The 22,926-nt window shown below is 50.2% G+C and carries 20 protein-coding genes and 1 pseudogene; 11 read left to right on the forward strand and 10 right to left on the reverse strand.

Going from position 1 to position 22,926, the window contains the following annotated elements; translation table 11 throughout:
* Positions 1 to 159 precede the first annotated feature (159 nt).
* Positions 160 to 1,131 (forward strand): siderophore ABC transporter substrate-binding protein, encoded by a 972-nt coding sequence (locus tag J7E85_RS18575; protein ID WP_215160276.1) that lies wholly within the window; start codon positions 160 to 162, stop codon positions 1,129 to 1,131.
* 172 nt (positions 1,132 to 1,303) lie between these two features.
* Positions 1,304 to 2,728, forward strand: coding sequence for an NAD-dependent succinate-semialdehyde dehydrogenase (locus tag J7E85_RS18580; protein ID WP_215160278.1), 1,425 nt, complete (start codon positions 1,304 to 1,306; stop codon positions 2,726 to 2,728).
* A gap of 138 nt (positions 2,729 to 2,866) precedes the next feature.
* Here the strand turns inward: J7E85_RS18580 and J7E85_RS18585 are convergent, their stop codons facing one another.
* The 5 genes from J7E85_RS18585 to J7E85_RS18605 all read right to left on the reverse strand — a co-directional run bounded on the left by J7E85_RS18585 (position 2,867) and on the right by J7E85_RS18605 (position 7,329).
* Positions 2,867 to 3,829, reverse strand: a complete 963-nt coding sequence (locus J7E85_RS18585; RefSeq protein WP_215160280.1) for a Gfo/Idh/MocA family protein — start codon at positions 3,827 to 3,829, stop codon at positions 2,867 to 2,869.
* Between the two features lie 224 nt (positions 3,830 to 4,053).
* Entirely contained in the window at positions 4,054 to 4,182 is a 129-nt protein-coding gene (locus J7E85_RS34605) for a Gfo/Idh/MocA family oxidoreductase (RefSeq protein WP_285228829.1), read from the reverse strand.
* Between the two features lie 42 nt (positions 4,183 to 4,224).
* Positions 4,225 to 5,061 carry a carbohydrate ABC transporter permease gene (locus J7E85_RS18595; protein ID WP_215160282.1) on the reverse strand — a complete coding sequence of 279 codons (837 nt, stop codon included), beginning with the start codon at positions 5,059 to 5,061 and terminating at the stop codon, positions 4,225 to 4,227.
* Positions 5,062 to 5,077: 16 nt separating this feature from the next.
* Positions 5,078 to 6,019, reverse strand: a complete 942-nt coding sequence (locus J7E85_RS34100) for a carbohydrate ABC transporter permease (RefSeq protein WP_215160284.1) — start codon at positions 6,017 to 6,019, stop codon at positions 5,078 to 5,080.
* Between the two features lie 47 nt (positions 6,020 to 6,066).
* Positions 6,067 to 7,329 (reverse strand): ABC transporter substrate-binding protein, encoded by a 1,263-nt coding sequence (locus tag J7E85_RS18605; RefSeq protein ID WP_215160286.1) that lies wholly within the window; start codon positions 7,327 to 7,329, stop codon positions 6,067 to 6,069.
* A gap of 426 nt (positions 7,330 to 7,755) precedes the next feature.
* Between J7E85_RS18605 and J7E85_RS18610 the strand changes: the two genes are divergently transcribed.
* The 4 genes from J7E85_RS18610 (at position 7,756) to J7E85_RS18625 (ending at position 13,565) form a co-directional block, all read left to right on the forward strand.
* Positions 7,756 to 8,958 (forward strand): ROK family transcriptional regulator, encoded by a 1,203-nt coding sequence (locus J7E85_RS18610; RefSeq protein WP_251035835.1) that lies wholly within the window; start codon positions 7,756 to 7,758, stop codon positions 8,956 to 8,958.
* Positions 8,959 to 9,027: 69 nt separating this feature from the next.
* Positions 9,028 to 10,518, forward strand: a complete 1,491-nt coding sequence (glpK, locus tag J7E85_RS18615) for a glycerol kinase GlpK (protein ID WP_215160290.1) — start codon at positions 9,028 to 9,030, stop codon at positions 10,516 to 10,518.
* 188 nt (positions 10,519 to 10,706) lie between these two features.
* Complete coding sequence (locus J7E85_RS18620) at positions 10,707 to 12,437, forward strand: glycerol-3-phosphate dehydrogenase/oxidase (protein ID WP_353049528.1); 1,731 nt, start codon at positions 10,707 to 10,709, stop codon at positions 12,435 to 12,437.
* Between the two features lie 135 nt (positions 12,438 to 12,572).
* Positions 12,573 to 13,565 carry an aldose 1-epimerase gene (locus J7E85_RS18625; RefSeq protein WP_215160292.1) on the forward strand — a complete coding sequence of 331 codons (993 nt, stop codon included), beginning with the start codon at positions 12,573 to 12,575 and terminating at the stop codon, positions 13,563 to 13,565.
* A 109-nt stretch (positions 13,566 to 13,674) separates the two neighbouring features.
* On the opposite strand, the gene J7E85_RS18630 is transcribed toward J7E85_RS18625, so the two are convergent.
* Positions 13,675 to 14,451 (reverse strand): YwaF family protein, encoded by a 777-nt coding sequence (locus J7E85_RS18630; RefSeq protein WP_215160294.1) that lies wholly within the window; start codon positions 14,449 to 14,451, stop codon positions 13,675 to 13,677.
* 86 nt (positions 14,452 to 14,537) lie between these two features.
* On the opposite strand from J7E85_RS18630, the gene J7E85_RS18635 reads away from it, so the two are divergent.
* On the forward strand, positions 14,538 to 14,846 hold the full coding sequence (locus tag J7E85_RS18635) for a hypothetical protein (RefSeq protein WP_251035829.1): 309 nt from the start codon (positions 14,538 to 14,540) through the stop codon (positions 14,844 to 14,846).
* A gap of 93 nt (positions 14,847 to 14,939) precedes the next feature.
* Here the strand turns inward: J7E85_RS18635 and J7E85_RS18640 are convergent, their stop codons facing one another.
* From J7E85_RS18640 to J7E85_RS18650, 3 genes are all read right to left on the reverse strand, one after another.
* A complete protein-coding gene (locus tag J7E85_RS18640; RefSeq protein ID WP_009590070.1) occupies positions 14,940 to 15,284 on the reverse strand; it encodes a LytTR family transcriptional regulator DNA-binding domain-containing protein in 345 nt (114 codons plus the stop codon).
* A gap of 134 nt (positions 15,285 to 15,418) precedes the next feature.
* Positions 15,419 to 16,603 carry a peptidyl-prolyl cis-trans isomerase gene (locus J7E85_RS18645; RefSeq protein ID WP_215160296.1) on the reverse strand — a complete coding sequence of 395 codons (1,185 nt, stop codon included), beginning with the start codon at positions 16,601 to 16,603 and terminating at the stop codon, positions 15,419 to 15,421.
* Positions 16,604 to 16,737: 134 nt separating this feature from the next.
* Positions 16,738 to 17,808 carry a permease gene (locus tag J7E85_RS18650; protein ID WP_215160298.1) on the reverse strand — a complete coding sequence of 357 codons (1,071 nt, stop codon included), beginning with the start codon at positions 17,806 to 17,808 and terminating at the stop codon, positions 16,738 to 16,740.
* A gap of 310 nt (positions 17,809 to 18,118) precedes the next feature.
* Between J7E85_RS18650 and selD the strand changes: the two genes are divergently transcribed.
* Together selD and mnmH are read left to right on the forward strand one after the other, a co-directional pair.
* On the forward strand, positions 18,119 to 19,171 hold the full coding sequence (gene selD / locus J7E85_RS18655) for a selenide, water dikinase SelD (RefSeq protein ID WP_215160300.1): 1,053 nt from the start codon (positions 18,119 to 18,121) through the stop codon (positions 19,169 to 19,171).
* A gap of 39 nt (positions 19,172 to 19,210) precedes the next feature.
* Positions 19,211 to 20,263: a tRNA 2-selenouridine(34) synthase MnmH gene (mnmH, locus tag J7E85_RS18660; protein ID WP_215160302.1), complete on the forward strand. Its 1,053-nt coding sequence runs from the start codon at positions 19,211 to 19,213 to the stop codon at positions 20,261 to 20,263.
* Between the two features lie 219 nt (positions 20,264 to 20,482).
* Here mnmH and J7E85_RS18665 read toward each other — a convergent pair.
* A pseudogene (locus tag J7E85_RS18665) lies at positions 20,483 to 20,809 on the reverse strand (NAD(P)H-binding protein); the annotation flags it as partial.
* A 181-nt stretch (positions 20,810 to 20,990) separates the two neighbouring features.
* Between J7E85_RS18665 and J7E85_RS18670 the strand changes: the two are divergent.
* Together J7E85_RS18670 and J7E85_RS18675 are read left to right on the forward strand one after the other, a co-directional pair.
* Positions 20,991 to 21,680 (forward strand): phosphatase PAP2 family protein, encoded by a 690-nt coding sequence (locus J7E85_RS18670; RefSeq protein ID WP_215160306.1) that lies wholly within the window; start codon positions 20,991 to 20,993, stop codon positions 21,678 to 21,680.
* Positions 21,681 to 21,787: 107 nt separating this feature from the next.
* On the forward strand, positions 21,788 to 22,846 hold the full coding sequence (locus tag J7E85_RS18675; RefSeq protein WP_215160308.1) for an FUSC family protein: 1,059 nt from the start codon (positions 21,788 to 21,790) through the stop codon (positions 22,844 to 22,846).
* Positions 22,847 to 22,926: the final 80 nt, after the last annotated feature.

Genomic DNA, 22,926 nt, shown 5'->3' on the forward strand with positions numbered 1-22,926 from the left:
ACAGAAGCACGGAATCCTTAATCATATACAAGGACAGGGCTGCCTTGGATACAGGACGGCATAGTTTAATCTGCGCGAAACAAATTACATATTCAACCATAAGTTCAAATATATGTTTGATTATTAAAGCTTTTAAATATAAAAATGGGGTGTAAAACAATGAAAAAATGGTTGGCTTTATTTATGGTAGCAATGTTCACGCTTGTACTCGCGGCTTGTGGTCAAGACGATAAAACAAGCGGCACGGGTGGAGGAGATGCAGCTGGAGATACACCGGCTGCAACCGAAGAAATCACGATTACCCATCAACTGGGCGATACACTTGTTAAGAAGAATCCTTCCCGTGTCGTTGTTTTCGATTTTGGTATTCTGGACTCTGTCGATAAACTGGGCGTTGAGGTTTTGGGCGTACCCCAAGCGAATGTCCCGGCCTACCTGTCCAAATTCGAAGACAAGAAATATGAGAATGTGGGCAGCTTGAAAGAGCCTGACTTCGAGAAAATCAACAGCATTAAACCGGATCTGATCATCATTTCCGGCAGACAGCAAGATGCGTATGATGAACTCAGCAAAATTGCTCCAACCATCTTCCTGGGTGTGGATACAAGCAAATACATGGAATCCTTTAAAGCAAACATGAACACGCTGGGTCAAATCTTTGGTAAAGAAGCAGAAGTTGAAAAAGAACTTGCTACAATTGACGAGAACATCAAAGCTTTGAATGAGAAAGCTACAGCAACTGGCAAGAAGGCATTGATCATCCTGGCTAACGAAGGCAAAATCAGTGCATACGGACCAGGTTCCCGCTTTGGTATTCTGCACGACGTGTTCGGTTTCGGAGCTGTAGATCCTAACATTGAAGTCAGCACACATGGTAAAGACATTTCGAATGAGTACATCGTTGAGATGAACCCGGATTATCTCTTTGTAGTCGATCGTGGTGCAGCGGTTGCCACAGGCGAAGGGGATTCAGGTGCTAAAGCGGTCGTTGAGAACGAGCTTGTGAATACAACGAACGCAGCGAAAGAGGGTAACATCGTTTACTTGAATCCGGATTTCTGGTATCTTTCCGGTGGCGGCCTGACGTCCGTATCCGAAATGATCACGGAAGTAGACGCAGCGATTAAATAAGTAGTCGTTATGAATATAAGAAACACTGGAGCTTTCACATGAGCTCCGGTGTTTTATTTTTTTGCATTAGGGTAAGTGGGTAACGGATAATAAGAAGGACGAATCGTGACCTTAGAAGATGATGATCAACAGTCACTTGCAGCCATGAAGAGATGATGAGGAGGTCTTTACTATGTTTCGAAATCAAATCTATATCGCTGGACAATGGATTCAGACCGAAGAACAGATGGATGTATATAATCCGGCGGATGGCAAGGTGATAAGTACTGTGTCCAAGGCTGGCAAGAAGGAAGCCGCCCTGGCCGTCGATGCGGCAGCCGATGCTTTTCCGGCGTGGTCCCGCAGAACGGCGAATGAGCGAGGGGAACTGCTGCGCCGCTGGCATCAGCTCATAGCGGAGCATACGGATGAATTGGCGCGGATTATGACCACAGAGCAGGGGAAACCGCTGAAGGAAGCAGCAGGTGAGATACAATATGCCAACAGCTTTGTGGCCTGGTATGCGGAGGAAGGCAAACGAATCTACGGCGAGACCATACCCGGATCATCCAGCCGCCAACGCATCATTGTAACGAAGCAGCCTGTTGGCGTCGTAGCAGCGATTACGCCGTGGAACTTCCCGGCATCCATGATTACCCGTAAGGTGGCGCCCGCTCTAGCCGCCGGATGCACGGTGGTGATCAAGCCATCCGGTGAGACGCCGTTTACGGCTATCAAGCTGGTAGAGCTTGCAGATCAGGCCGGTATTCCAGCCGGGGTTATTAACATCGTAACTGGATCTTCAAGCGACATTTCCGGCGTGTGGCAGGCGGACAGCCGCGTAAGAAAGCTGTCCTTTACAGGATCAACCGAGGTGGGGAAACAGCTGATGGCTGGAGCTGCCGCAAACGTCAAGAAAATATCGCTGGAGCTTGGCGGTCATGCGCCCTTTATTGTGACCGATCAGGCTGACCTGAACCAAGCGGCTTCCGGATTAATCTCCTCTAAATTCCGCAATGGGGGACAGACCTGCGTGTGTGCCAACCGGGTATATGTTCAGGAAGGCATTGCGCAGGAGTTTGCCGCGAAGTTTGCTGAGCTTGTCAAGCAATTGAAGGTAGGAAATGGACTGGAGAACGGCGTCGATATTGGTCCTTTGATTAACCGGGACGCTGTGGATAAAGTCGTAAGACAGATCAAGGACGCGGAAGAGAAGGGCGGAGTCATACTGGCAGGAGGTCAAGCATTACCGGAGCTGGGCCGCAATTATATTGAGCCGACAGTCATTATGAACGTAACGGACGACATGGAGTGCATGAACGAGGAAACCTTCGGTCCCCTTGCGCCGATCACCACTTTCCGGACGATAGACGAAGTGGTGCAGCGTGCCAATAACAGTCCCTTTGGATTAGCAGCCTATGTATTTACGCAGAATCTAGGCGAAGCGGTCAACATTGCGGAATCGCTGGATTACGGGATTGTGGGCGTGAATGATCCAGTACCTTCGACGGCGCAAGCGCCATTCGGCGGATTCAAAGAGAGTGGGCTCGGCCGGGAAGGCGGGCACTACGGAATGGATGAGTTCCTGGAGGTGAAGTATATTTCGCTTGGTTTATAAGAGCGGGGCGAGTATATCTTTGCACAAGAACGCGAAACGGGGGGATTGACGAGCAGATATCTTACTGCGCTACTCCATGCCATTTCAAAATTAAGGGGCATGCTCAAGGTTTTCAGACCATGAGCATGCCCCCTTTTATTATGGTTGTAGGATGACGGGTTTGCCAGTTTCCGCAGATTCATTGGCCGCGAGCGTCACTTCCAGCGTCTTGAAGCCGTCTTCATAAGATGCCAGCACAAGGCTTGGGTCGTTGTTACGAATGGCGTCGATCAAGGCATTGGTAAGGTTTTTGTAAAAGTCCGTTTTGCTCCGATACACGATTTCTTTTTCCTTGTCTACAATGGAGAGCGTGGTTCCGTCCAGAACGACGCGGAAGTCGCGGCCCATGATCTCGATTCCGCTGCGGTGATCGAACTGGATAAATCCAGTTTGCATATGGCCGACGGCTCCGGAATCCAACACGAATTGGATGGCGCCCACATCCGGAATGTCGAGGTCCGGGATGTCGTCTACCAGCAGCAGCTTCATATCGGCATACAGGCGAGTGATATCGCCGCACAGGTAGCGAACCAAGTCCATGGTATGCGTGGATTGCTCAACCAGCTGTCCGCCGGATAATGCCTTCTTGCGCCACCAAGGAGTTGGTACAGGTGTTGTAATGTAGTGGGCGCGTACCATGCCGATTTTTTTGTCCTTGAGAAAGTCTTTGGCAATCGCAACCGTGTCCAGGTACCGCAGACAGTAGCCGGAAGCTGCAATGATTCCGCTTTCAGCAATGACCTTGGCTTTGTGGCGGACGGACTGGGCGTCCAGTCCCAGCGGCTTTTCGACCATGAGGTGAATGCCCTTCGCGGCTGCCTGTTCTTCGATATCACCATGGCAAAATGGTGGAATGCACACATAGAGCACATCCAGCTGCTCTTGCTCCAGCATCGTGCTGCCGTCCGTATAGTAAGCTGTGCCGTACAGTTCGGCCTGCTGCTGCGCTAACGTTTCATTGGTATCGCATATTGCAGCCAGCTGAACGTGTTCGTTCCCGTGAAGGTTTTTGATATGGACGGCGCCCATGCCTCCCGCTCCTAGCACGCCTGCTTTAATCATAGGTTGCCTCACTCCTGATCGTATAAGATGTTGGTTACATATTCCGGTAACTCGATTACTCACACGTGATTATAGCCCCGCTATCCATATTATTCAAGCATTCATTTGAACCTGGATTGACGGATGCGCAATGATAAAAAGCACAGAAGACCTCCTCAAATACCACGACGCCTTTTGTGCCGCTGCTTCGAATGAAGCATAGGCCTGTACGCCATGTCTGTCCGCTAACTCTGCTGCGCTTCCTCCACCCGGATATCGGCAATACCGGCAAGTTTAACGCCCGGCATAAAAGCATAGGCGGCGGCATGGGTTCTTCCCATGGCGCCCGCACCAATAACTAACACCTGTAACATTTCCGTACACTCCTTTTTTGCATGGTTCGTGCTTACCGAGTTCTAACCTTTAATCCCGTTCATGGCAATGCCTTCAATGAAGTAACGCTGAAGGAAAATAAACAGGATGATGATGGGCAGGGTAGCCATTAGGGCGCCTGCCATCAGCAGCGGGTAATCGGTGGAATGCTGTCCCTGGAAGCTGGAAATCCCGATGGAAAGTACGCGCATCTCCTCGGAGCTCGTCATGATGAGCGGCCATAACAGATCGTTCCATGAGGCTAATATGGTGAAGATCGCCAGGGAAACGAGAGCCGCCTTGGATAACGGCAAGTATATATTCCAGTAAATCCGGAAATAACTGCAGCCGTCGATTTTAGCAGCTTCCTCCAGGTCTTTCGGCAGCGTCATAAAGAACTGTCTCAATAAGAATGTGCCGAAGGCACTGAATATGCCGGGTACGATGAGCACATAGAACGTGTCCAGCCAATTGAACTCGCGCATGATGACAAAGCTCGGAATCATAACGACCTGGGAAGGGACCATCAATACGGCCAAGAGCGCGAGAAAGATGGCGTTCTTGAAAGGGAATCTCAAGCTGGCAAAGGCATAGGCTGCAAGGGAGCACAGAATGAGTTGGCCAGCCGTCCGCCCCACCGTCACGATAACGGTGTTCAAGTAATAGGTACCGAAATCAATGGTTTGGATGACCCGCAGGTAGTTGTCCGGGTGCCATTCCACAGGCAGCCATTTGGGCGGAACGGACATGGAGTCCGCAAAGGACTTGAAGGATGTGGATATCATCCACAGAAACGGCATAATCATGAGCAGCGCCCCGACAGCTAACAGGATGTGGACCGCCAGACGGCTTGCTTTCCCCGTATTGGTTGAAGTATTCACATCTACACACCTCCTGTTATTGGTAGTGGACCCAGCGCTTCTGAATATACATCTGGACCATGGTGATGATCAGAATAACGATAAACAGAATGAAGGCCTGCGCTGAAGCGTAACCCATGTTGAAGTATTTGAAGCCATCTTCCCAGATGCTGTATACAACCGTTCGGGTGGATTCCAGCATCGTGGTCTGTTGATCCATCATGATGAAGATCAGGTCAAACACCTGGAACGAATTGATGAAGGACATGACCAAGACAAAGAACAAGCTGGGCGTGAGCAGAGGAAGTGTAATTCGGAAAAACTTATACAACGTCCCCGCTCCGTCAAGCGAAGCCGCTTCATAATAGCTGCCGGAGATGCCCTGCAGACCAGACAGCAGAATGACAGCATTGTATCCGATGGTGCTCCAGACACTGACAAGCACGATGGAGAACAAGGCGAATCGTTCATCGAACAGCCAGTTGGGCTGCGGCAGGTTCATGACGCCCAGCACATGGTTGATCAATCCGAATTCGGAGTTGTATAACCATTTCCATACCATGCCGACCGCGATCGGCATGGTGATCACGGGAATGAAATAGAGGGTGCGGTAGAAGACCATGCCTTTGATCTTCTGGTTCAAGAGCACGGCCAGCACCGTTGCGAGTGCAACGGATAATGGCACCGTACCGACGGTATACAGCATCGTGTTAAGCAAGGAACCGGTGAATTTGTCGTCCTTCATCAAATTTGCGAAGTTATCGAATCCGATGAATTGTGGTGAAGTTAGTCCATCCCACGACGTAAACGACAGGAACAGAGATGCTGCGGAAGGTGCCATATAGAACAGACCGAGGCCCAGCACAACAGGAAGAATGAAGATATACCCCCAGACAGCTTCGTGTACGGCAAGTTTCCCAACCTTTCGCTTGGTTGTTGTTTTAGGAGGTTCTGTGGTCACGGTGATGGGAGAGCTCACAGGCTGCACCGTCCTTTCTTAATTTCCGTATTGGGCGTGGCCACTCGTCATTTCGTTTCTGTCGCAAGGATCGCATTCATCTGTTCGCCGGCATTTTTCAGTGCTTCTTCAAACGATTTCTTTCCGAGGAAAGCCGCCTGAATTTCCTTCACTTCAGCGTCCTGCCACTCTGCGGTTTTCTGGGATACGGGATAAGGTACGGCGAACTCCAGGCTGTCTACGAACACTTGCAGATCAAGAGATGGGATGGACTTCAGCCAGCCGCCCTCCGTGCCTTTGTACGCAGGCATCGAGAATCCAGATTCGGCAAGTAATTCCTGGCCTTCCTTGCCGGAAAGAATCTGTATCAGCTCCCAGGATTCCTGCTCGACCTTGGTCTTGCCGTTGATGGCCCAGCCGAGTCCATGAACGATCGATGCCTTTTCCTTGCCGGCAGGAAGTTCGGCGACACCGAGTTTGTCGCCGAGAAGCTTGTACAACTCGGGGGAGTTAACCGAAATCCCCGGGAACATAGCGGCCTTGCCGGAGCCGAACAATTGGCGGGACTTCGTTTCAAGCTGCTGCTGGGCGCTTGGGGAATAACCCTTTTCAATCAAGCCCTGCTCCCACTGGAAGGCCGATAGCGCTTCGGGTGTATCAAACCCGGATGATTTCTTATCGTCCGAGATGACGTATCCGCCCGCTTGAGCGATGAAGTTGTAATATCCGATTTGGCTGTCGATCGGCGCGATGAAGCCGTAAATGCCGTTAGATTTATCCGTCAGCTTGGCTGCGTTCTCCTCGACGGTTTGCCAGGTCCAACTCTTATCGGGATATGGGAGACCTGCTTGGTCAAACAATTCTTTATTGTAAAAAAGTCCGACGGAATCCTGGAAGTAAGGGAGTCCGTGAAGTTTACCCTGATAGGTGTACATATCGACGAGCGCTTCGGTATAAACCGAGGTGTCCAGACCGCTTTGTTCAATTAGGGGAGACAGGTCTTTGATCAGACCGGAGGAGGCATAGGAATGAAAGTTAGGACCGTTCATCCAGTAGACGTCAGGACCGCTGTTACCGGCGAGGCTGGTTTTCAGCTTGGTCCAATAATCGGCCCATGGGGTGTACGTTACTTTCACTTCAACATTCGGGTGCTTCTCATTGAAAATTTTAATGGACTTGTCCAGCGTGTCCCGCACATTTTCGTCCCACAGAGCGACACTGATGACCTTCTTGCCGTTTTCTCCTCCAGAGGCATTGCCGCCTCCGCAAGCAGACAGTAACGCGGTGAACACGAATAATACCGAAATCAGGACAGACATTCTTTTTTTCATCAAATAACCCTCCTTGAATTCACATGATTTTTGATCAAGCGTGGTTGGTCATACAGCTTGTTCGAAGTGAATCGGTCCCCTTAAGCCCCCCTTTATGTGGAATAAAAAGCGATAGTTATTCCATAAGTCAAAAAAAGTTAACATCGATATGCTATCTTTCTTGACAGAACAACCAGCTTCTATTGCGAAAGATTATATAATTACCTCGATTATTTTTCAAGACAGCGATTTCAAATCCATTTAAATTCTTTTTTTCACAATATGAGAGAATCAGCATGAGATCTAACATTACATCTTATTTCGAGTAATGGAATAAGTTTTTATTCAGTTGTGGAACATGTTATAGTGATTCTACCCTCATTTTTCCGATACAGAAAGTCGCACTATGCGAAGAAACGATAGAGAGGTTGAGCTTGCTTGAACAATATGAAAAAAGGTGACCATAAGCTGATTCAGGCATTAAACCGGTCCATGGTGCTGAACAAGATTCGCACAGAGGGACCCATATCCAGAATCGATCTGGCCAAAAAAAACAAGCTGAGTCCCTCCACGGTCGCCTCAGCCGTACAGGAGCTCATCAAGGAAGGCTACGTTTCCGAGATTGGAACGGGCTCCTCCAGCGGAGGGAGAAAACCCATTCTGCTTAAATTCAATCCGGATAATCATTATTTGTTCGCTGTAGCGATAACGAATTCGGTTATGATGCTGGCCCGCATGAATCTGGAGGCGAAGGTGCTCCAGAAGGAAACGCATCCTCTAGCCGGGCTCCAAGGAGAAGCCGTTATCGAGCGGCTGCTGAGCCTGATGGACGACTTCATGACAGGACAAGTAGACTTAGAGCGGTGTGTTGGGATTTCTATTACCGTGCCGGGCATTGTGAGTGATAGTCAGGGCATGGTGCACTATAACACAAAACTTCGCATGACCGATGTTCCGTTGAAACGGATGGTTGAAGACCGCTACGGGCTGCGAACCTGGGTGGAGAACGATATGAATTCCGTTGTGCTGGCTGAACGCCGATTTGGTGATTACGCATTCGCGAACCTGATTTATATTTCCATTGGCGACGGGCTGGGTTCCGGTATTTTGATTAACGATCATCTCCTAAGGGGCAAGCATGGCGGTGCCGGCGAATTCGGGCATACGAGCATAAACCGCAGCGGAATCCGCTGCGAATGCGGCAATGTAGGCTGCTTGGACAGTTACATCAGCTGGATGGCCGTGTATTCGCGAATTATTACGGCGATCGCAACGGGGAGACCGACGCTGATCCAGGAGATGAGCGGGGGAGATTACAGTCAAATTGTTCCGTCCGTATTCAAGGAAGCTCTTCGTAGAGGGGACAAGCTGGCAAGGGATCTGAATGAGGAAGTGGCGGAGCTACTGGGAGCAGCCATCGTCAATTTGGTCAATATGTTTAATCCCGAAGCGCTAATCCTGGGTGGGGACATGGCGCATGGAAATCCGGAATTGCTGGAAATGGTTCGCAGCTATATAGACCGGCACGCGCTTCCGATTCTGAAGGAGGACATGGTATTTGGTCTGGCCTCTCTTGGCGAGGATGAGAAGCTAATGGGTGCGGCTTCGGTCCTGCTGCAGGACTTGCTAGGCTTCTCCCTGACGGAATAATGGATTTGACAACGTTTCCACCTGCACGTTATCTTTGGTTAAATGCATATGCGGAAGGGGAGAAGTTGATTGGAGCAGTACATTCTGGCGCTTGACCAAGGAACAACAAGCTCGCGCGCGATCCTGTTCAACAAGGAAGGAGAGATCGTACACTCGGCTCATAAGGAGTTTCCGCAGTATTTTCCCAAGCCGGGCTGGGTGGAGCAGAATGCCAATGAAATATGGGGCTCCATTCTTGCGGTCATTGCGACATGCTTATCCGAAGCGGGCGTGAAGGCGGATCAGATTGCCGGAATCGGAATTACGAATCAGCGGGAGACGGCCGTGGTTTGGGATCGGAATAGTGGCGAACCGATATACCACGCCATTGTCTGGCAATCCCGCCAGACGGCGGGCATCTGCGAGGAACTGATTGCCGCCGGACATGACGGGATGGTTCGGGAGAAGACCGGACTTTTGATTGATCCTTATTTCTCGGGAACGAAGATCAAATGGATCCTCGATCATGTAGACGGTGCCCGTGAGCGGGCCGAGCGCGGAGACATTATATTCGGGACCATCGATACCTGGCTGATCTGGAAGCTGTCCGGAGGCCAGGCGCATGTGACCGATTATTCCAATGCATCGCGTACGATGCTCTATAACATTCATGAATTGAAATGGGATGAGGAGCTCCTGCAGCTCCTGGATATCCCCGTGGCCATGCTGCCCGAAGTCAGGCCTTCTTCCGAGGTATATTCCAATACCGTTTCCTATCATTTCTTCGGACGCGAGGTACCGATTGCCGGAGCGGCCGGCGATCAGCAGGCGGCGCTATTTGGGCAGACCTGCTTCTCGGAAGGCATGGTGAAGACGACCTACGGAACCGGCAGCTTTATGCTGATGAATACTGGCGACCAGCCCGTAAAATCCGAGCATGGGCTGATCACCACGATCGCCTGGGGACTGGATGGCGGCGTACAGTATGCGCTTGAGGGCAGTGTGTTCGTGGCCGGCTCGGCGGTCCAGTGGCTGCGCGACGGTCTTCGTATGTTCCGCGAGGCGAAGGACAGTGAGCCCTATGCGCGTCGGGTCAACTCAACAGATGGCGTGTACGTGGTGCCAGCTTTTGTCGGACTCGGCAGTCCATACTGGAACAGCGATGTCCGAGGGGCCGTATTCGGCCTGACGCGAGGCACGTCGAAGGAGCATTTCATCCGTGCAACCCTGGAGTCGCTTGCGTATCAAACTCGGGATGTCCTATCCGTGATGGAAGAAGATTCCGGCTATGGCATCTCATCGCTGCGGGTGGATGGAGGGGCAGTATCCAACACATTTCTTATGGAATTCCAAAGCGACATCTTGAATGTTCCGGTGGAACAGCCCAACATTACGGAGACAACGGCACTCGGTGCCGCTTACCTGGCAGGGCTCGCTGTCGGCTTCTGGAAGGATCAGGAGGAAATCTGCAGCAAATGGACCATGGGGCAAAGCTTCAAGCCAACCATGGAGGAAGACGTAAGGGAGCAATTATACAGCGGCTGGAAAAAAGCCGTTTATGCGGCAATGGCTTTTCATTAGCATTTTCTATGGTATAATAATCAATAAGTGAATACATGTCTGGAGACTTGGAGAGACCACTAGGCGCGGAATACCTCATGATATGGGGTTTGTTACTGCGCGTTTCGTGGTCTCTTTTTTGCTGTCTTTTTTCATTAGAAGGTAACGATAGATAAAAACAGGGTAAATCATACTGGGAGGGATTCATTGTGAAGCAGGAACAGTCATTTTCAAGTTTGGAACGCAGGCATCGATTTCAAGAAATTGCAGAGGCAACCTTTGATCTGATTGTAATCGGCGGCGGTATAACCGGTGCGGGGATTGCGCTGGATGCGGTCACCCGCGGGATGTCGGTTTTGTTGGTAGAAATGCAGGATTTTGCCGCAGGAACGAGCAGCCGTTCGACCAAGCTGGTGCATGGCGGACTGCGGTACCTGAAGCAGTTTGAAGTTGGCATGGTGGCCGAAGTTGGCAAAGAACGGGCTGTTGTGTATGAGAATGGGCCGCATGTTACCACGCCGGAGTGGATGCTCCTGCCGATACACCGGGGTGGCACCTTTGGGCGGTTCAGCACCTCCATCGGGCTGATGGTGTATGATTTCCTGGCAGGCGTAAAGCGGGGAGAACGGCGTTCCATGCTGTCCGCATCCGAGACGCTGAAGCGGGAGCCGCTTCTGAAGCAGGAGGGCCTTAAGGGCGGCGGTTATTATGTGGAATACCGGACGGACGATGCCAGGCTAACGCTGGAGGTCATGAAGGAGGCAGCCGCCAGAGGGGCGGTTCTATTCAATTATGCGAAGGCCGAATCATTGAATTATGATGCGAATGGACGAATCACCGGTATCACCGTGCGGGATATGCTGGGTGGCGGGACCAAGTCCGTGTCCGGAACCAAAATCGTAAATGCGGCAGGGCCCTGGGTGGATCAGGTGCGCGAAATGGATAAGTCCAAGAAGGGGAAAATGCTTCAGCTGACCAAAGGGGTTCATCTGGTCATCGATCAATCCCAGTTCCCGCTGCGTCAGGCGGTGTACTTCGATACACCTGACGGCCGAATGGTGTTTGCTATTCCTCGCGACGGGAAGACCTATGTGGGAACAACTGATACGGTCTACAAGGCCGATCCCGTACGTCCCTTGATCACGGTGGAAGACCGGGATTATATATTGAAAGCCATTCATTACATGTTCCCTGGCGTGAAGCTAAGTCCGGCAGATGTTGAATCGGGATGGGCGGGAGTTCGCCCCCTTATACTAGAGGAAGGCAAAAACCCGTCCGAAATTTCACGCAAGGATGAAGTTTGGGAGTCCCCGTCTGGCCTGATTACCATTGCCGGAGGGAAGTTGACCGGCTATCGTAAAATGGCCGACACCGTTGTCGACCTGGTTGCGAAACGAATCCAAGAGAATGGCGGGAAAGCGTTTGGTGACTGCGTAACGAAAAATCTGCCGATTTCCGGCGGTCAGGTTGGCGGCTCCGGCCAATTCCCTGATTTTGTCCGCAAGCAGGCGGAGATCGGCGCCGCGCAAGGAATTGACCGTAAGCTCGCCGAGCAGTGGGCGCGAACGTACGGCTCCAACGTGCCGGAATTGTTCCGCTTGGCCAAGGAGGGCTCCGAACAGGCGGAAGCAGCGGCGCTTCCGGTATCGGTGCTGGGTCCGCTGATGTATGCGATTCAACATGAGATGGCGGCGAAGCCGGCCGACTTTTTTATCCGTCGCACAGGTTCCCTGTTATTTCATATCGATTGGACGAGAAAATGGAAGTTGCCTGTGATCGATTATATGGCTACGGTACTGGGGTGGAGTGAGCAGCAGACGTCCGAATACATGAAGGAACTGGATGAGGAGCTGGTCTCGGCCACACAGCATGCAGCAAGCGATCAATCGGCCTCGGCTCCAATTTTGCAAAACTCTTCTAAAACGAAACTTACGTCTTAACCGGCATGTAATTTTAAACAAACGGGGTGAGGGGGGAGCGGATGACTCTGATGACTATCCCTCCTCAAATATAGAAGTTAAGGGCATTGGTATGATAATCTATATACGTTCACACTTGAGAGGAGAGATGACCCGATGAACCACCAAGCGTATGAAGGATCATATCACGGAGCGCGCGCGGTTTGGCTCCAGCACGGCCCTTACGAAGCGGCGATATTGCCCGAAATCGGAGGCAATCTCATCGCTTTTAGGGATAACGAAAGCGGTTACCGGTTCCTTCGCGAACCGGAAGCAGACGAAATGGAAGCATTCAAATCCAATCCAGGCGTTCACGGCATTCCTGTTCTCTTTCCGCCTAACCGTTATGAGGACGGCCGGTTTCCATGGAAGGGACAAACCTATCAGTTCCCGATCAATGAAGAAGCGACGGGCAATCACCTCCATGGCTTTTTACATACGATCCCTTGGAGCGTCGAGGATTTTGGCAGCAGCGAGGCTGAAAGTTACGTGGTGGTGTCGGTCACCATTGATGAGAATCATCCCGTATATGCCATGCTTCCGCACCAGTTCACGTTCCGGCTTCGCTATACACTGAATCAGGATGGTTTGGCTCAGCATGTATTTATTCGTAATTTAGGAACCGGCAGCATGCCGTGCCTGCTAGCCTTCCATACGGCGATCAACGCTCCGTTTGCACCCGAGAGCACGGCGGATGACTGCGTCGTGAGAATTACCATGGGCGAACGGTGGGAAATGAGTGAGCGGATGCTGCCGACTGGCAAGTTCCAGACTCTGACGTCAGAAGAAGAACTGCTTCGGACAAGCGGCGTAAATCCTTATTTCGATTCGATGGACAACCATTACACGGCCGTTCCGCAAAATGGCAGAAACCGCATGGAATTGACGGATACCAAGCTTGGTCAAACGTTCGTTTATGATGTCGGCAATTCGTATAAGCAGTGGATGGTATGGAACAACAAGGCATCCCGGAAGTTCTTCTGTCCCGAACCACAGATCAACCTGGTGAATGCACCGAACGTGGACTTGCCGGCTGACGATATCGGCCTGTTCGGTTTGGCTCCGGGCGAAATTTGGGAAGCAACTTCCAGGCTGTATCTTAAGGATTAAGGATCTAGTTTAGGCTTTTCTTTTCCCCGAAAAAAAGCGTATGGATTGCGGCACCCGAATACACAGGGCGTTTACAATCCATACGCTTTATATTTATAGGACGCTTTCTTCAACTGTCAGCCGAAGAAAAAGTCGTTGGTTCCTGTTTAGGGCGGCGACTGCGTTTCAAGCGATCCGGAATGACAAAAAAGGCGATATACATAAGGATAAACAGCGCGAGTGCGATGAGTTCCTCAACGAGGATGTATACGGGATGCGGTCCCAGCAGGTCCAGCAGCGAAGCGGTGTCTGGCTTGTGCATCAGGAACATATAATTCGAGCCGACAGCGAGGTTGACCAGACCGACAACAAATGCGGACACGTTTAGGAAGACCATCGTCCAGGCGATGGATTTCCAGGTTGGACGGTATCCTCGAACCCATGTCATGTACAACGCGGTCAATATGATCGCGATATGGACAACGAAGAAATGAAAGAACCGGAAGTGTGGGAAAGGGTAACCCAGATTGGGGGTTAATATAGCCTGCAAGGCCCCTCCGATACCGGCAAAGTAAACCAGCGGATATAGGCGGCGTTCATCCGTAAGCAGGATGGCGATGGAGAGAAACAGGGTCAAGCTGCACAATTCCAATGGAAGCGAAGTGGCAGGGTCCCATATTCCCGTTGACGCATACCAGATATGAAGGGAGGCTTCGGGTAACGAAAGTGCAGCAAGAAGCCCCCATCTCACGGTCTTTTGCAAAGAAGGCTTGGAGGCGATTGTAGTCCTGAACAGGTACAACAGCGAGCCAAGGGCGATAAATACCATAATGGCTATCCAATGTTCAATGGAGAAAGCAGTAAAAACTTCCGGATATCTCGGATCAAAATAGGGACCGATGCGCAATCATCCTCTCTATGTTCATAAGCCTTAGGTCAGAATACATTACATTTAAGTAGGTAAGCAAGGTGGAAATCATACCGTTATAGATTATGACGATGGAAGAGAGGTGTACCTATACATGGAGTACACCTGACCGTATACAAGGGGCGCTCGTGACGAAATCACGCGTTGTGTACAGCCAATCCTGCGGCCGCAACAATGCAAGCAAATTGCTCATATATCCTCGTGGAGCAAAGGGAAAGGCTGCGGCTACGCCGCTGACGATGCCTCCGATGTCCGAGAATATTGCGATGAGGGGTAATGATCTGTACGTTCTGTTTGAATCCGGTGCCCGGAAGTACAGAAACGGTGCAATGCCGCTGAAGCATCTGTACATAGTCAATGCTCTAAAAAACTGAAGCTTTAACCCTGTAAACCAAAAGATCCCGCCTCCGGTTAACGGATACGGGATCTTCTGTGTTTTGCGCCTGATTCTGAAGAGAGCACTGCTCTCAAACAGGCTGTTTTACTTCAGCGACAAGGCGCTTGAGTGACTCTTGCTTCCATCTCGGAATCCGAAGATGTTTAGCAGAAGGTGCCTTCTCCCCAAAGTAAACGATGCCTTGTTCTACCGTCGTGATTTTGTCTACGTTAACGTAGCAGTTACCGCCGACATGATAGAACTGTTTACCGGAGAGCAGGGATGCGATTTTTTCGGCAGTCATTCTCTTTTTAATGTTATAGTTTCTGCCGTGAAAGCTGACCAAACCGTGCGATCCGGTTTTAAAGAACAGAATGTCTGTCTCCACCACGAAGTCCTCATACATGTTGCGGGATTCCGATACGTGCTTCATCATTCTGCTTCCCCCTTTTCCAAGATCAACATTTGATAACGCTTACATTCTAACATGTTTTCCCTGGGGTTTAAAGAACTTTTTATATCGCATTAAAAAAAAGCCCAAACCGCTAGGGTAGGGGCTTGGACTCACATTTAAGGTGCAGCAGGTGCTTCTGGTGTTTCAGCTGCAGGATCTGCTGGCGTTTCAGCCGGAGTTTCTTCCAGCGTATTGGTGATGGTTGCTTTATCCTTCAGCTCTTGGATATAGGCTGTGGATTCGGAATAAACCTTCTGGCTCTCGAGCTGACTGCGGATTTCTTCCTTCTTATCTTCCAGGGTAGGGTTCGTGGCTGCTTTACGATCGGTAACCTTGATGATGTGATAACCGAAGGAGCTCTTCACTGGGGCGCTGATTTCACCCTTCTTCAATTTGAACGCTGCTTCTTCAAATGCAGGGTCCATCTCACCGCGTCCGAAGAAGTTAAGGTCGCCGCCGGTTTCCTTCGTAGCATCTTGGTTCTTCTCTTTGGCAATCGCTGCAAAGTCGGCGCCTTCCTTCAGCTGCTTCTCGATGGCATCGGCCTCTTCCTTGGTCTCGACCAGGATATGGGATGCGCGAACTTGCTCAGGCGTTGCGAAGCTGTCTTTGTATTGGTCGTAGATTTCTTTAATTTCTTCATCGGTGACTTTGATTTTGTCGGCCATCAGTTTTTTGAGCTCGACCTGGGTTTTGGTTTGCTTTTTCAGGTCGTCAAGCGTCATGCCATTTTGCTGAAGAGCCGAATTGAATTGATCCTCGGACGGGAAAGTTGCCTTCAAGGTATCCACTTCTTTATTTACGTCAGCATCAGTCACTGTAATGGATTTCTTCTTGAGCTCCTGCTGGATCAATTCCTCTGTGATCATGGAATTGAGTGTTTGTTTACCGCCTGCGCTGACAAGCTCATTGTATAGATTATCCTTGGTAATGTTAACGTCATTGACTTTAGCTATAGCTTCATTACCGGATCCCTTGGCAAACGGAGGGACAATCAGGACGACGATTAACGCTGCCGCCAATACCAGCGAAGCGATCATCCAACCTTTGCTTCCGTTGCCGCCGCCACCTGCAGGGGACTGTTCATCGTATTGCGGTTGATCCCCTGCTGGATGCATGAGTGCAGGCTGTTCGTTCTCATCCTTGTGAAGCTCGATCGACTCAGGATAGGTTGAATCTATTCTTTCTTCTTCATTAGACAAGCTGCCCGGATCTTGTTGGTTATTCTCTTTCTCTTGGGCTTGTCCTAGTTCATCCTCGGGTTGCCCCGGATGGTTTGGCTGCAAATCGTTATCTTTCATTTAATGATTGACTCCCTTCGACTGCATGTAATAATGAGTTGGTTCATTCTTTAATCACTTTACCAGATAAGCCAAGGGTTTACCTTAAGAAAAAATAAAAATTGAAAAGATAATCGAAAAAGTTGGAGCTGGGCCTACAGGATCAGCATTCCCGCTATACCGCATATAATTCCAAGCAGGACCACGGCAGCAACAACAAACCACATGACGTTCCTCGGGAATGAGCGTCTCACCATGAGAAGAGATGGAAGACTGATGGCCGGCAGGGTCAGAAGCAGCGCTGCGGCCGGGCCCGCTCCGAGGCCCGCGGCCATAAAGGCCTGAATGATCGGGATTTCCGCTGCGGTTGGAATGACAAACAGCATTCCCATCACGGAGAAGAAGATGACGGCCAGCAGCGTGTTTCCAGCAGCAGCACCCAAATGCGGGAACATCCACACTTGCAGGGCTCCAAGGAGAAGCACGGCGATAAAATAAGCCGGAACCACCCGAATAATCATATGACCGATGCTCGCGAACCAGCGCTTCCACAGCGGACGTTCATCGAGTTGTTCAGTGCTTTCTGGCGCGTCAATCTCTACTGGATTCGCCTCTTTGGCAAAGCGGTTAGCCAGATAACTGACGCCAAAGGTTAGAATGATGCCGAAGACCAAACGCAGCACGGTGAATTTCCATGACAAAACAAACGTCATAAACACGAGTGTTGCCGGATTGATGGTCGGGTTACCGATCCAGAACGCGAGGGCGGAGCCTACGGACACCTTTTTTTTACGCAGACCGATCGTGATCGGTGCTGCGCAGCAGGAGCACATCATGCCCGGAATGGAGGCGATTCCTCCAATTGCCGTGCTGCCGAAGGTGGTTTTGCCAAGTACGCGGAGCAGCCACTGGGAGGGCAGCAGCGACTGGATCAAGGTCCCGAGCAGGATACCGAGCACCGCCGCTTTCCAAACTGCTTTAAAATACGTGACCGCATATTCCCAGGCCGCTTGCCAAGAAGGCGCGACATTGCCCGGGTCCATGCCTAATATGGAGGAGCCGATGCTGTGTTCCATAATCGCTTTGAGCGCTTTATCGTAATAAGGCCACCATTTTACGTAGGTTAGCCCTGTTGCTGCAATGATGATGAAGATGGTGATGAACCAGATGGTTCTCCTGCGATCCGAATGATCAAAGGCCATTCTGCCGTCGCTTGAGTGATTCATGATCTATACTCCCCCGATGCGTAGTGAAATGATTTACATATGCAATCAAATAGTATAACACATTGTGGACAGAACGAAGAAAGTTATTCCGGTAATTGCAAGAAATAGGAAGACCATTAGACTTGGAGGAGCCGATTTCTTATAATATAGATATTGTGTGTGATCACAAGTGTTAGTAAACGGACGAATATCAGATTATCCCCGGGGTAGATGAGAGGTTTTTTAAGCATCCACGCCGGGGTTGTTGCATGTCGGGGTTGTTGCATGTGTTTTGTTAAAATTAACTCTTAAGACGAAGGGAAGACCCGTGATGAGTCAATCGGAGAAAATAAAATTAACCTCGTATTCCTCTAAAGGAGGATGCGGATGCAAGATCGGTCCTGCGGACCTGGCACAGGTCATTCGCAAGCTCCCGCAAGCCGAGCCGAATCCCAATTTATTGGTTGGTTTGGATACAAGTGATGATGCAGGCGTATACCGCCTTACGGATGAGTTGGCTATGGTTCAGACTGTCGATTTCTTTACGCCGATTGTGGATGATCCCTATGATTTTGGACAAGTGGCTGCAGCGAATGCCATCAGCGATATTTATGCCATGGGAGGCAAGCCGTTGACTGCTTTGAATATCGTGGCATTTCCGATCTCAACGCTGGACAAGCAGGTATTGACGGATATTTTGAGAGGTGCGGGGGATAAATTGAAGGAAGCGGGGGTAACCCTGGTTGGGGGGCACTCCATCGATGATAAAGAACCAAAATTCGGCCTTGCCGTTACAGGCACTGTCCAGCCGGACAGAGTAAGAACCAATGCCGGCGCTAAGCCAGGCGATGCATTGATTTTGACCAAGCCAATTGGCGTGGGTATCCTGACGAGTTCCATCAAGAAGGATCTGTTAAGCGATGAGGAGATTCGCCGAGTTACCGCCGTGATGGCGGCATTGAACAAAACGGCTGCCGAGCTCATGGAACCATATGAGGTGCATGCGTGCACGGATGTGACTGGTTTCGGTCTCCTTGGCCATGCGCTTGAAATGGCGAAAGGAAGCGGCACGGGGATCCGGATTTCTAAACCTTCTGTTCCCATTCTGGAGCGGGTTCGAGAGATGGCCGATGGCGGTGTTATTCCAGGCGGCACAAAAAACAACTATGATCACGTGAAGGACGACGTGGATTTCCCGGACAGCATGGACCAGATTGATAAGTGGATATTGTGCGATGCCGTTACTTCAGGAGGACTCCTCATTGCGGTTGATGGCTCGCAGGCGGATCAGCTTCTGGCAGAGCTTCGCCATGCCGGTCTGGAAGCTGGAAGAATCGGTGAGGTCGTGGATAACCATCCGAATCGGATTGTCGTTGAGTTATAAAGGGAATTGGGTTTTGTATCAATAAAGGAGCGAACAGACATGTTTCAAGACATCACCGTAAAAGAATTAATGGAACTGCAAAGCAAGAAGAAGATTACTTTGATTGATGTCCGTTCCCCTTCGGAGTACAGGGATTCCACCATTCCGGGAAGTCTGAACATTCCGGTCTTTAATGATGAAGAACGGACGGAGATCGGGACGATTTATAAACAGGTGAGCGTGGATGCGGCTAAAGAGCGTGGACTTGCCATTATGTCGGCCAAGCTCCCGAGCTTTGTGAAGCAATTCAAGGAGATCGAAGGGGATAAGGCGGTCTATTGCTGGCGGGGCGGAATGCGCAGCCGGACCGCCGCAACCGTTCTCTCTTTAATGGATATCCATGTCAACCGGATTACGGGCGGGATTAAGGCTTACCGGAAGTATGTGCTGGATACGCTGGAGCATAAAAGTCTGGACGCAGAAGCATTTGTACTTCATGGTTTGACAGGCACAGGCAAGACGGCAGTGCTTAAACAGCTTCAGCAGGAAGGCTACCCGGTCGTGGACCTGGAAGGGCTGGCAGGGCATCGCGGCTCGATCTTTGGACATATCGGTCTCCAGGCGAATAATCAGAAGACGTTTGATTCGGGATTAGTTGAGCGGCTGAAGCAACTGGAATCTGCGCCGTATTTGTTATTTGAGGCGGAGAGCAAGCGGATTGGCAAAATTGTCGTCCCCGATTTCCTCATGAAGAAGAAGGAATCGGGGGTAGCCATCGTATTGGAACTGCCGATGCCCGAGCGTGTTCGTCAGATTCTGGAGGATTACAACCCTGCTGCTTTTAAAGAGCAATATTTAGCAGCCTTTCAGTTAATCAAAAGCAGGATCCACACGCCTATCGCTGCGGAAATCGGCAAGTCGTTGGAAGAGGGTCGATTTGCTCAGGGAATACAGCTGCTGCTCGAGCATTATTATGATCCCAAGTATAATCACTCTTTCAGTCAATATGAGGGAAGCACGCCCATCGTTGTGGCGGTGGACCGGGTGGAAGAAGCTGTGGATGCGGTAAAAGACATATTGCGGAATCAAATGCTGCAGAAGACAGGCGCGTAACAAAACAAAAGCTAATTTGACGAAGCAATTCACAATCTATGCGTTGGCATGGACCGCTTTTATTGTGAGCTGGTTATTATTCAACCAGAACTGAAAGATCGCCCCTGAAGTATGAGCGGATACAACCGTACCGCTTATACTAAGGGGCGATTTTTTTGATAAAGGCAACGCTTTAAATGGAGGATAAAGCTTTGGATATGGGAGTATCCCCTGAGATCACACAAAACGCGAAACAGATGCCTGCTCGGCGGCTTCGATCATTTTTGCGGCTCCGTCCAGATCGATTAACAGGGTTTTATCGTATCCGGTAGCTCCGCCTGAGCCGGCAGCGAATACCACAGCCTGGCAATTCTTCGTTGCATCAGCAAGCTCCTCGACCGATCCTTCCAGGTTTGCAAGAACACACTCAATTCCGGCAGCTTGATATGGGGCGGCCTGTTCCTCTTTTCGTACCATTGCTCTCACGGTATATCTTTCATGGTCTTGCAACAGATGTGTAAGCTGTTTGCCGATTTGGCCGTTGGCACCGACAACGAGAATCTTCATGTGGACATGCTCCTTTACGGTAAAAATTTCCTTGAAAGAGTAATCATTGCGATTTTGACATAGACTACGGGATATTTCATGTATATCCCAAATGACCTTTCCTTTATCTCGGGAAAATGATATTATCTTGTTTTCACCAATTCGCACGGGTTCGAAACAAAGGACAAAGGAGAAAAGAGAGTTGAGCGGACAGAAGCTACACCCGACTTCAGGAAGACAACGCTGGATTTTCCTCATATCGATGATCAGCTTCATAGGATTTGTCACGCTGGCTGCTTTGGTACAGCGGCAAAGCCTGGCAACGTTTGATTTGGCGATCATAACAACGGTACAAGCCTGGGAGCAGCCGCTTATCACGGATATCGCCATCGGACTGTCGTTTATAGGTTCTATCGGACCGGTGATTGTGTTATGTCTGATTGTAATCGCCGTGCTATATTGGGTACTGGGGCACCGCGTGGAGATCCTTCTCCTTATTGTGGTCGTCTTCGGTTCATCTATTCTGAATGTATTATTAAAATGGGTCTTTCAACGGGCAAGGCCTGACATCCACCGCTTAATTGAAATCACGGGATACAGCTATCCCAGCGGACATTCCATGGCTGCCTTCTCGTTCTACAGCGTGTTGGCTTACTTGTTGTGGAGACATATTGACAGCAGGGCGGGGAGAGGGACTTTAATATCGATCTCCGTCGTCATGATTCTCGGCATCGGACTAAGCAGAGTCTATCTTGGGGTCCATTATCCAAGCGATATTCTTGGTGGATATCTGGCTGCTTGCGCTTGGCTTGGATTTCTGGTCCGATCTTACGAGAAGAGGATGGGGAAGCGGGCCAACCCGGAAGATGTGAATGAATCAGAAACTGCATAACATTGGAAGCGAAAGGGTAATTCATGTAATAGCGGTTCAAACGGAGGAGTATGTATCATGGTGTGTATCCATAGATGTGAAATTGGGTTGGGTAAGGAGGGCTGTCTGTGGCGTTTGGAGCAAGAATGTTCAAAACCGGCTTAGCCGTGACGCTGGCTCTTTATTTAGCCATGCTCTTTGACTTTAAATCCCCTGTCGTTGCCGCCATAGCCGCGATTTTTGCGATGCAGCCATCCATATACAGGTCTTGGAGATATTTCCTGGACCAGCTGCAGACCAGTACGCTCGGTGCGATTCTGGCGATGCTCGGAGGATATTTTTTATCAAATCAGCCGATTTCCGTCGGTTTGGTATGTATTCTAGTGATTATGATTTGTATGAAGCTGAATATGGGTGAGACCATCGGACTTACGCTCGTCACGGTAATATCTGTGATGGAAGCTTCAGGTCAATGGGATTTTGCGCTCAATCGCTTTATTCTGACGATTATCGGTATCATATCTGCATTTCTTATCAATATTCTTGTGTTTCCCCCGAAACCCAAGGAACAGTACATCACGCGGATTCATATTGTATTTGGCAAAATGTCACTGCTGCTGCGCACGGCGATCTCTCATGAAATGAAGGATTCGGTGTACCGTGCGGAGAAGAAGGAGCTGGAATCGGCGATCAAATCGTTGTCCGACAAATATAATTTGTTTGAGGAAGAGCAGAGGAAGCTAAAGCGGGCCAAGTACAGTCAAGCAAGACAGCTAGTGGTGTATAAGCAATTGCTCCAATCCCTTCGTAAGGGGTATGAAGTGCTGGATGCGGTGGAGAACCACTATTTTCAGGCGGAACGATCCGAGGAAATCGATGAGCAGTTTGATCACAATCTGGAGCGGTTAATAAAGTACCATGAACATATTTTGTGGAAATTCGAAGATAAACTGAAACCGAATGAGGACGAAGCCGAGATCATGGCGGAGAACAATGAAACGTTCATGGAGCAAGTGATGTGCGGGCCAGGCGCCAATTCCGGGGGTCTTCGGCTGTCGGTGGTGGCCGCCTCCATGTATGATTACGGATATCAGCTTGACCGGCTGAACCGGGTAGCGGATCATATCAGCCGCGTTGCGGCCGATAAAGAGCAGGATGAGGCCTTGTTCTCGTGGCTGCGTAAATAATTGAAGTTCACCATGAGGGTGCCGATCAAGATGCCATATTTGATCGGCTGTTTTCATGCACCAGGATTTAGGATGATTCC

This window comes from Paenibacillus sp. ISL-20 (assembly GCF_018613005.1).
Lineage (GTDB): Bacteria > Bacillota > Bacilli > Paenibacillales > Paenibacillaceae > Paenibacillus_AQ.

Excerpts from the sequence above, each read along its gene's own strand:
- J7E85_RS34605 (WP_285228829.1), bottom strand. The coding sequence starts at position 4,182 with ATGTTACAGGTGTTAGTTATTGGTGCGGGCGCCATGGGAAGAACCCAT.
- J7E85_RS18575 (WP_215160276.1), top strand. The coding sequence starts at position 160 with ATGAAAAAATGGTTGGCTTTATTTATGGTAGCAATGTTCACGCTTGTA.
- J7E85_RS18645 (WP_215160296.1), bottom strand. The coding sequence starts at position 16,603 with ATGAAAGATAACGATTTGCAGCCAAACCATCCGGGGCAACCCGAGGAT.
- J7E85_RS18625 (WP_215160292.1), top strand. The coding sequence starts at position 12,573 with ATGAACCACCAAGCGTATGAAGGATCATATCACGGAGCGCGCGCGGTT.
- J7E85_RS18610 (WP_251035835.1), top strand. The coding sequence starts at position 7,756 with ATGAAAAAAGGTGACCATAAGCTGATTCAGGCATTAAACCGGTCCATG.
- J7E85_RS18585 (WP_215160280.1), bottom strand. The coding sequence starts at position 3,829 with ATGATTAAAGCAGGCGTGCTAGGAGCGGGAGGCATGGGCGCCGTCCAT.
- selD (WP_215160300.1), top strand. The coding sequence starts at position 18,119 with ATGAGTCAATCGGAGAAAATAAAATTAACCTCGTATTCCTCTAAAGGA.
- J7E85_RS18650 (WP_215160298.1), bottom strand. The coding sequence starts at position 17,808 with ATGAATCACTCAAGCGACGGCAGAATGGCCTTTGATCATTCGGATCGC.
- mnmH (WP_215160302.1), top strand. The coding sequence starts at position 19,211 with ATGTTTCAAGACATCACCGTAAAAGAATTAATGGAACTGCAAAGCAAG.
- J7E85_RS18580 (WP_215160278.1), top strand. The coding sequence starts at position 1,304 with ATGTTTCGAAATCAAATCTATATCGCTGGACAATGGATTCAGACCGAA.
- J7E85_RS18605 (WP_215160286.1), bottom strand. The coding sequence starts at position 7,329 with ATGAAAAAAAGAATGTCTGTCCTGATTTCGGTATTATTCGTGTTCACC.
- J7E85_RS18640 (WP_009590070.1), bottom strand. The coding sequence starts at position 15,284 with ATGATGAAGCACGTATCGGAATCCCGCAACATGTATGAGGACTTCGTG.
- J7E85_RS18635 (WP_251035829.1), top strand. The coding sequence starts at position 14,538 with ATGACGATGGAAGAGAGGTGTACCTATACATGGAGTACACCTGACCGT.